We start from the raw sequence: 8,162 nt of genomic DNA, 5'->3' as shown, positions 1-8,162 counted from the left end.
CCCCAGCTATCATGGCAATACCCTTGGCGCGCCGGCCAGCATGGCCCCCCACGGCCAGCGCGCCAAGGGTATTGCCATGATAGCTGGGGGCGCGGGCGATGATCTTTGTGCGGCCGGTATCGCCGCGTTCCAGATGGTACTGCCGGGCCAGTTTCAGCGCGGCTTCCATCGCCTCGGACCCGCTGCCGAGATACATCACCCGGCCTTCGCCGGTGCCTGCGGGCGCCCGTGCCACAAGGTGGTCCGCCAGTGCTTCGGCGGGTTCGTTGGTGAAAAGGCCGGTATGGGCGAACGACAGCTTTTCAAGCTGATCGCGGATCGCGTCCCGCACCCGCCTGTTGTCATGGCCGAGCGAGGATACCGCCGCGCCGCCACAGGCATCGAGATAGCGGTTCCCCGCGCTGTCGATCAGATAGGCGCCCTCGCCCCGGACGATGACGGGCTGATCCCCGGTGAGGGTACGGCGCAGGACATGGCTCATCACGGATCCTTTGGTGTGTCGGGCGCAGTTTACCGTCCGGGGTGGCGCAACGGCAAGTTGCGATTCTCCGGGCCGTGGCAATCAGGCGGGCGGTTCGCCGGACCAAGTCGTGCGGTAGAGCAGGCGGCGGGTACCGTCGTAGTCATTGGTGGCGTAATGCAGGCTCATGCGGTTGTCCCAGACGCAAAGCTCCCCCGCCTGCCATTTGAGGCGGCAGCAGATGTCGGGCCGGGTGGCGTGGTGGAAAAGCTCAGCAAGGATCGGCGCGCTTTCCGCGTGATCCATCCCGTCGAGGCGCGTGGTATAGATGGGGTTGACGAAGAGCGCCCGCCGTCCGCTGCGCGGGTCGGTCACCACTGCGGGATGAAAGCGTTCCTCATCCGCGCTGGGATCGCCGCGTGTCATGCGGATGGATGCCCCGCTGCGGCTGTCCTCGGGTGGGGCATGTGCGACGCCATAGGGCGCACCCACATGGACGGCCTTTCGCCCATCCACGATGGCGCGCAGCCCCTTGGGGAGCGATTCGTAGGCCGCAACCTGCGACGCCCAGAGCGTATCGCCGCCGACGGCCGGAATTTCCACGGCGTTGAGCACCGACCCCGCAGGCGGATTGGGCAGAAAGCTGAAGTCCGAATGCCAGTCCCCGCCGAAGACACCTACGTTCGTCTCTGTCGCCTCTTTCAGAACCGCGATCACCTCCCGGTCTTCGGGGAGCGGCTCCACATAGGGCAGCTGCATGGGGTCTCCGAACAACGCGGTGACACGCTTTTGCGCTGCGAGATCGAGATGCTGACCGGGGAAGACCAGCATCTGGTGTGCCGATAGGGCCTCGAGCAACGCTTCACGGGCGTCACCTGACAATTCGGCCTTCAGGTCCACCCCTGCAACCCGGGCCCCGACGAAGCCGGTCAGTCGTTCGATACGCATGGCTCTCTCCTTTCCTTGCCAGACTAGGGGCGGGGATGCGAAATTCAAATCGGGTGTTGAAGCATGATCGGCGCGGCGCTATGTTAGCGCTAACAAGTAGGCACGAGAGTGCTCGCCAAAGTTGACGCTATGCGGGAATGAGGGGAACAGCATGAAAATCGCGATCAACGGATTTGGCCGCATCGGGCGCTGCGTGCTGCGCGCGCTGATCGAACGGGGTTTCGACGGTATCGAAGTGGTTGCGGTCAACGACCTCGCCCCGCCTGAAACGCTGCTGCACCTGCTGAAATACGATTCGGTCCATGGACGGCTGCGCGCCGACGCGCGGCTGGAAGGCGATCGGCTTCTGGTCGCGGGGCAGACGATCCGGATGACGGCGGAGCGTGAACCGGCGAAACTGCCCTGGGACGATGTCGATGTCGTTTACGAATGCACGGGGCTCTTCACCAGTCGTGACAAGGCGGAGGAGCATCTGAAGAACGGCGCGCGCCGGGTCCTTATCTCCGCCCCGGCGAAGGGGGCGGACCGTACGGTCGTCTTCGGCGTGAACCACCGGGATCTGACCGCCGAGGATGTGATCGTTTCCAACGCTTCCTGCACCACGAACTGCCTCGCCCCCGTGGCCAAGGTGCTTGATGACAATTTCGGGATCGAAACCGGCTATATGACCACGGTCCATTCCTACACCGGGGACCAGCCTACCCACGACAAGCCGCATCGCGACCTGCGCCGGGGGCGGGCCGCGGCGCTGTCGATGATCCCCACGTCGACCGGGGCCGCCGCTGCGATATCCGAGGTGATACCGGCGCTGGAAGGAAAGCTCGAAGGCTCCGCCATACGGGTGCCCACGGCAAACGTCTCGCTGGTCGATCTCTGCGTGATGCTGCGCAAGGAAGCCGATCCCGAGCAGGTGCTCGCCGCCATGCGCGAGGCGGCGGAGGGCGAGTTGCGCGGCGTCTTGTGTGTGGAGACCGACCCGCTGGTATCGGCGGATTTCAACCACGATCCCCATTCTTCCTGCTTTGCGGCTGACCAGACCCGCGTTACCGATGGCGGCATGCTGCGCGTCGTGTCGTGGTACGACAATGAATGGGGATTCGCGAATCGGATGAACGACGTTGCCCGCCATATGATGCAGCTGGGCTGAAGTTTTCGGGGGTCGCGATAACGCACGGTCACGCGGCCCTCGAAACCCACCCGTCCGCTCGCCATGGGCCAATCGTGGCAGCCAGACGGCCCCCGTGGGGCAGCGCGTCTTTGCATTCATAGCGAGTGTTGCGGGCGCGCACTATGCGTCAAAGGCGAATCGACCTAGAGCTTCTGTCGCCCGGGGGGGCACCAGACGGCAGGCCGACACATGCTCCGATTCAAGACTCTGGCACTTTGTGTGCTATGCCTCCTTCCCGTTTCCACCAGCGCGCAGGAACGTGTCTACCTCGGCTACGGCGGGCTGCTGACGAATGATTTCCTAGGCGATGGCGGGGACCGCTGGCGCAGCGGTTCGCTCGTCTCGTCCTTCACCTTCGGCCCCGCCGACGCGTCGGCGCGCGCCCCCCGGTTCGGAGAGGTGATCGAGCTGCGTCTCGGGCTGGAGGCGCTGGGGCCGCGCAACCTGCGCCGCCCGGCGGCAGACGACCGCCCCTATGCCGGGATTCTGACCGCGGGGGTGCACACCCATTTCCGGCGGGGGGAGGTTGAACTGTCGATCGGCGGTGATCTCGTCTTTACCGGGGAGGGGACCGGCGTGGGCCGCTTGCAGAAGGAATTCCACGAGGCGCTGGGCGCTTCGGCCCCCTCCGCCGCCACGCTGGCCGCACAGATCGACGATGGCGTGCATCCCACGCTGGTGGCCGAAGCGGCGCGCCCCGTTGTCGTGGCCCCGGCGCTGCGGGTGATTCCCTTTGTCGAAGGGCGCGCCGGTGTGGAAACCTTGGTCCGGGCCGGGCTTGACCTGTCGTTCGGGGATTTCGGCTTTGGCGGGCTGACGGCGCGTGACGCCTCCACCGGGCATCGTTACCGCACGTCACGTGACCCCGAAGCGGCCGGGCTTTCGTTGACTTTGGGCGCGGATATCGCCCATGTGACCGACAGTGTTCTGCTGCCCGAGGGTCGTGGATTCACGCTCACCCAGACAAGGGACCGGGTGCGGGCAGGCGTTCACTGGCAGGGCGAACGGGCTTCGGCCTTCTATGGTCTGACCTGGCTCGGAAAAGAGTTCGAACGGCAATCCGACGATCAGGTCGTAGGGTCGCTTTCGATAAATCTCGATTTCTGAACAATAGGTTACAGGGCGTTCCTTACCTAAATACCCACGCGCGGAAGTTGCGTTAACCTTAAATTGCAACACATTGATGAATCGTCGAAATTGAACTTTCCCATTTCAATTGTGCCTGCTAGGTTCGCCTCAATAAAAACACTCTGAGGCAGGCAACAGCATATGAAAACGGGCTTTCGGGGCACGTTTGTCATCAGCTGGTCGCAAACTGAAATTGACGGTCTGGATGCCGCACCCTTGCACAACCTCAACGTTGGCGCGGCGTGGGCATGGCGCGGAGACGCCATTCGGGTGGATGGACCGTCGGATGTTTTGCGACTGGATCAGGCAGACGGTGCGGAAAATTTACGCAAGCGGGCGGCACGCATGGTGCATCGCCTTGTGGGCGCGGCACTCGAAGAAGATCTGCCGACAGTGCCCAAGGCGATCTTCGACAAGGACAGCACCCCGCTGATGGACAACAGCTTTGTTGTCACCGACGGGGCGCAGAGTTTCACGGTCACCATCATCGAACTCGGCAAGGGCAACCGCCCGCTGCTGATGTTTCTGGATGAGCTGCCGCCGCGCAACTGCGATCTCTGGGTGGTGCATCATTCGCTGGGTGCGCTGCGCAATGAAACGCAGTGGCAGGGGGACGGCGGCGTGATCTGCTTCACCCCCGGCACGCGCATCCGCACGGCCTCGGGCACCATCGCGATCGAAGATGTCCGCGCCGGGGATCTGGTACAGACCAAGGACAACGGTGCGCAGCCCGTGCAATGGGTCGGTGGCCGCCGGATGAGCGGTGCGCGACTTTTCGCGCTGCCGCGTCTGCGGCCCGTGCGGCTGCGCGCCGGGACCTTCGGCGATACATGCCCCGATGACGACCTGCTGGTGTCGCCCGAACATCGCATCGTCTTTACCGGCCCCGAAGCGATGGATCTCTTCAATACCGACGAAGTCCTCGTCGCCGCGAAGGACCTGATCGACGGGGTCAACGTCACCGTCGATCTCAAGGTGCGCGAGGTGACCTATATCCACCTGCTCTTCGAAGAGCATCAGGTGCTCTGGGCCAACGGGATGGAGACGGAAAGCTTCCACCCCGCGAACGCGGCGCTCAGCGTGCTGGGCGCGGACGACCGCAGCCGCCTTTTGGCCGAACATCCGCAGCTGGAGTTCGATCCGCATACCTATGGCAGCTTTGCCCGGCGCAACCTGTCGACGTCAGAGGCGGCGATCCTCAGCCACGCGGTCGCATGACGGCTTCGGCCCGCGCCGGACGGGTTCGCCCCGGTTGGCGCGGGCTGATTGCATTGGTGCTCATCTGCTGGGGCGGTATCGCCGGGGCGGTCGAACCGGGGCAGGGGGAAAGCGACATCGCCATGCACATGGCGAAGATCGGCATCGGATCGGTCGTGACAATCGCCAATTCGGCGGGCGAGGTCTTTACCCATGTGCACGAAGGCCGCCATGACGGATTGTGGGAGCTGCGCAGTTTCGCCGGTCGGACGCGGACGGGCGAAAGCCTTGGCAGCCTGTTTCTCGACGACCGGGGCCAGATCGTCCGTCAGGTCGATTCAGACGGGGCCGTCACCCGGTTCGAGCCGCATCGCTGCATGCGTACCGTGGGCGAATGCACCTATACCCGCATCGCCCCGGACGGAAGGCGGGAACAGCGGCGGCGCATCACCACGCCGATCCTCGGCGGCTTCACCTATGTGATCGAAGGGCCCGGGGGCCTGCGTCTGGAAGGCATGGCAAAACTGGACCGCATGGGGTGGATCAAACGCGGCTGGTTCATCCATGAAGGCACGGGCAAACGGCTCGACCTGCGCATGCTGCGCGCGATCTACCGCTAGCGTTGCGGATCAGCTTTCGGCGCCAACCAGTTCACGCACGATGGCGCGGGCGCTGTCGCTGTACCATTTCGCATCCCCGCGCAGCCGGGCGATCTCTCGTCCCTCGGGGTCGATCAGGATTGTGATCGGCAGACCGAAAACACCCATCTGGCTGGCGAGCGCCTGCCGGGGATCCTGATGGCGGGGCAGGGATTCGACCCCTGCCTCTTCGAAGAAACGCTTGATCCCCTCGGGCGTGTTGCGCCCCGTGGCGATCGTCAGCACTTCGAACTCATCGCCGCCGAATTCCTTCTGCAATGCTTCGAGCTGCGGCATTTCCTTGCGGCAGGGCGCACACCACGTGGCCCAGAAATTCAGCAGGATGTATTTGCCTTGATAATCCGCCAGCGTGGCCTCCCCCGCGCCATCGGCCAGTTGGAAACTGGCGTTCGACGTGGCCTTGGGCGCATCGTGGATCATCAGTTTCTTCATGTCGCCGTCGCGCAGGGCCAGCAGCGCGGCCTCATCGGTATCGGCGAAGGCTGCGTTTGCACCCAGAACGAGGGCCGTATACACGAAGCCCAGAACCGTTTTCCTCATACTTCCCTCCAAGGGTGCCAAATGACCGATACGACCTCGAACAAGATGTGGGGTGGCCGTTTCGCCGCCGGGCCGGACGCGATCATGGAGGCGATCAACGCCTCGATCGGTTTCGACAAGCGGATGGCCGCACAGGACATTGCCGGGTCGCGGGCCCATGCCGCCATGCTGGCGGCCACGGGTATCCTGAGTGATAAGGATGCAAAGGACATTCGGGAAGGGCTTCTCACGATCTTGTCAGAGATCGAGGAAGGGCGTTTCACCTTTTCCGCTGCCCTCGAAGACATTCACATGAACGTGGAATCCCGCCTCAAGGAGCTGATCGGCGATGCGGCGGGCCGCCTGCACACGGGCCGGTCGCGCAACGATCAGGTCGCCACGGATTTCAAGCTTTGGGTGCGCGATCAACTGGATGCCGCCGAAAGCGGTCTGCTCGCGTTGATCGATGCGCTGCTGGGGCAGGCGGAGGCGGGGGCCGATTGGGTCATGCCCGGTTTCACCCATCTGCAGACCGCGCAGCCGGTGACATGGGGTCATCACATGATGGCCTATGTGGAAATGTTCGGGCGCGATCTGGGCCGCATGCGCGATGCCCGTGCGCGGATGAACGAAAGCCCGCTGGGGGCCGCGGCGCTTGCCGGCACCTCCTTTCCCATCGACCGGGAGATGACGGCAGAGGCGCTCGGTTTCGACCGGCCGGCGGCCAATTCGCTGGACGCCGTCAGCGACCGTGACTTCGCGCTGGAATTCCTTGGCGCCGCCAGCATCTGCGCGATGCACCTCAGCCGCTTCGCTGAAGAGCTGGTGATCTGGTCCTCGGCGCAGTTTCGGTTCGTGACTTTGTCGGACCGGTTCTCGACCGGCTCGTCGATCATGCCGCAGAAGAAGAACCCCGACGCGGCGGAGTTGATCCGGGCAAAGGTGGCAAGGATCTTCGGTGCGAACACCGCGCTGATGATGGTGATGAAGGGCCTGCCGCTGGCCTATTCGAAGGACATGCAGGAAGACAAGGAACAGGTCTTTGACGCCGCCGACAACCTGATGCTGGCGCTCGCTGCGATGGAAGGAATGGTGCGCGACATGACCGCCAACCGAACCGCGCTCGCCGGTGCGGCGGGGGCCGGGTTCTCCACCGCGACGGACCTTGCGGATTGGCTCGTCCGGGTGGCGGGCCTGCCGTTCCGCGATGCCCATCACGTCACCGGCTCGCTGGTGGCGCTTGCCGAAAAGCAGGGCTGCGACCTGCCGGATCTGACGCTGGATCAGATGAAATCCGCCCATGCCGACATTACCGACGATGTCTTCGGTGTCTTGGGCGTGGAAAATTCCGTGAATTCGCGTATGTCCTATGGGGGAACCGCACCGGAGCAGGTGCGGCGTCAGATCGCCCGCTGGAAGGAGATACTGTCATGACCCCCCTGAGGCTTTTGTTGGCGCTGTCGGCTTTGCCCATACTGGCGGCCTGCGGTGCGGATGGCGAGCCTGTCCGCCCCACGGCACAAAGCCAGATCACCCTGTCGAGCTCCGGAACCTATGTGAGCACGAACCTCGGGGTCACGCGCGGCCCCTTGAGCCTGTCGCTGGGCCTGGGACTGTGAAGGCAACCGCCTGCCTCGGAATTCTCTTGGTAGCGTTGTCCGGCTGTGGCGCGGACAGATCTGAACCCCGCAGCGGTGTCGCGCCGCAGCAGACATCATCCCCCCAGCAGATGCCCAGCACGACGGAGCCGGGAGTGCACCTGTCGGGGGATGTCTCCGTCGGGGTGGTGAGGCGCTTCTGATGCCCTCTCCGCTGCGGATGGCCTACCTCGCCCTCGCGATCTGGGGCGCGATCCACCCCATGTGGTATTTCATACAGTGGTTCCGCGCCGAAGGCTTCGCGCTGGCCCCGATGATCGAAGCATGGCACGCCAATGCCGCGACCAGCGGCCTTGTCTGGGACCTGACCATTGCCGCGATCGCGCTCACCCTGTGGATTTTCGCCGAGGTTGCGGTGCGGCGGAACTGGGAGGCGCTACTGGCCATCCCCGCGACCTATCTGGTCGGCGTCAGCTTCGGCCTGC

The 8,162-nt window shown here is 64.3% G+C and carries 10 protein-coding genes; 7 read left to right on the top strand and 3 right to left on the bottom strand.

The features are described from left to right. On the bottom strand, window positions 1-481 hold a 481-nt coding region (locus A3764_RS10235), incomplete at its 3' end, for an aminotransferase class III-fold pyridoxal phosphate-dependent enzyme (protein WP_150122137.1). An 81-nt stretch (window positions 482-562) separates the two neighbouring features. After that, entirely contained in the window at window positions 563-1,408 is an 846-nt protein-coding gene (locus A3764_RS10230) for a TauD/TfdA dioxygenase family protein (RefSeq protein ID WP_067924060.1), read from the bottom strand. Between the two features lie 151 nt (window positions 1,409-1,559). On the opposite strand from A3764_RS10230, the gene gap reads away from it, so the two are divergent. The 4 genes from gap (at window position 1,560) to A3764_RS10210 (ending at window position 5,521) form a co-directional block, all read left to right on the top strand. Beyond that, entirely contained in the window at window positions 1,560-2,555 is a 996-nt protein-coding gene (gene gap / locus A3764_RS10225; protein WP_067924057.1) for a type I glyceraldehyde-3-phosphate dehydrogenase, read from the top strand. 210 nt (window positions 2,556-2,765) lie between these two features. Further along, window positions 2,766-3,683, top strand: a complete 918-nt coding sequence (locus A3764_RS10220; protein WP_067924054.1) for a lipid A-modifier LpxR family protein — start codon at window positions 2,766-2,768, stop codon at window positions 3,681-3,683. Between the two features lie 162 nt (window positions 3,684-3,845). Next, window positions 3,846-4,922 (top strand): Hint domain-containing protein, encoded by a 1,077-nt coding sequence (locus A3764_RS10215; RefSeq protein WP_067924052.1) that lies wholly within the window; start codon window positions 3,846-3,848, stop codon window positions 4,920-4,922. Then, window positions 4,919-5,521, top strand: a complete 603-nt coding sequence (locus A3764_RS10210) for a hypothetical protein (RefSeq protein WP_067924050.1) — start codon at window positions 4,919-4,921, stop codon at window positions 5,519-5,521. The genes A3764_RS10215 and A3764_RS10210 overlap by 4 nt, the downstream gene beginning before the upstream one ends. Window positions 5,522-5,530: 9 nt before the next feature. On the opposite strand, the gene A3764_RS10205 is transcribed toward A3764_RS10210, so the two are convergent. Further along, window positions 5,531-6,100, bottom strand: a complete 570-nt coding sequence (locus tag A3764_RS10205; RefSeq protein ID WP_067924047.1) for a TlpA disulfide reductase family protein — start codon at window positions 6,098-6,100, stop codon at window positions 5,531-5,533. A gap of 21 nt (window positions 6,101-6,121) precedes the next feature. Between A3764_RS10205 and argH the strand changes: the two genes are divergently transcribed. The 3 genes from argH to A3764_RS10190 all read left to right on the top strand — a co-directional run. After that, on the top strand, window positions 6,122-7,513 hold the full coding sequence (gene argH / locus A3764_RS10200; protein WP_067924045.1) for an argininosuccinate lyase: 1,392 nt from the start codon (window positions 6,122-6,124) through the stop codon (window positions 7,511-7,513). After that, window positions 7,510-7,698: a hypothetical protein gene (locus A3764_RS10195; protein WP_067924042.1), complete on the top strand. Its 189-nt coding sequence runs from the start codon at window positions 7,510-7,512 to the stop codon at window positions 7,696-7,698. The genes argH and A3764_RS10195 overlap by 4 nt, the downstream gene beginning before the upstream one ends. A gap of 181 nt (window positions 7,699-7,879) precedes the next feature. Next, window positions 7,880-8,162, top strand: a 283-nt coding sequence (locus tag A3764_RS10190) for a DUF2834 domain-containing protein (protein ID WP_067951558.1), incomplete at its 3' end; no start/stop codon positions are given.

This window comes from Sulfitobacter sp. HI0129 (assembly GCF_001635395.1).
Classification (GTDB): domain Bacteria; phylum Pseudomonadota; class Alphaproteobacteria; order Rhodobacterales; family Rhodobacteraceae; genus Sulfitobacter.
This window is presented reverse-complemented; position numbering and strand designations above follow the sequence as displayed.

Coding starts and splice junctions, on each gene's coding strand:
- gap (WP_067924057.1), top strand. CDS start 1,560: ATGAAAATCGCGATCAACGGATTTGGCCGCATCGGGCGCTGCGTGCTG.
- A3764_RS10195 (WP_067924042.1), top strand. CDS start 7,510: ATGACCCCCCTGAGGCTTTTGTTGGCGCTGTCGGCTTTGCCCATACTG.
- A3764_RS10220 (WP_067924054.1), top strand. CDS start 2,766: ATGCTCCGATTCAAGACTCTGGCACTTTGTGTGCTATGCCTCCTTCCC.
- A3764_RS10210 (WP_067924050.1), top strand. CDS start 4,919: ATGACGGCTTCGGCCCGCGCCGGACGGGTTCGCCCCGGTTGGCGCGGG.
- A3764_RS10205 (WP_067924047.1), bottom strand. CDS start 6,100: ATGAGGAAAACGGTTCTGGGCTTCGTGTATACGGCCCTCGTTCTGGGT.
- A3764_RS10230 (WP_067924060.1), bottom strand. CDS start 1,408: ATGCGTATCGAACGACTGACCGGCTTCGTCGGGGCCCGGGTTGCAGGG.
- argH (WP_067924045.1), top strand. CDS start 6,122: ATGACCGATACGACCTCGAACAAGATGTGGGGTGGCCGTTTCGCCGCC.
- A3764_RS10215 (WP_067924052.1), top strand. CDS start 3,846: ATGAAAACGGGCTTTCGGGGCACGTTTGTCATCAGCTGGTCGCAAACT.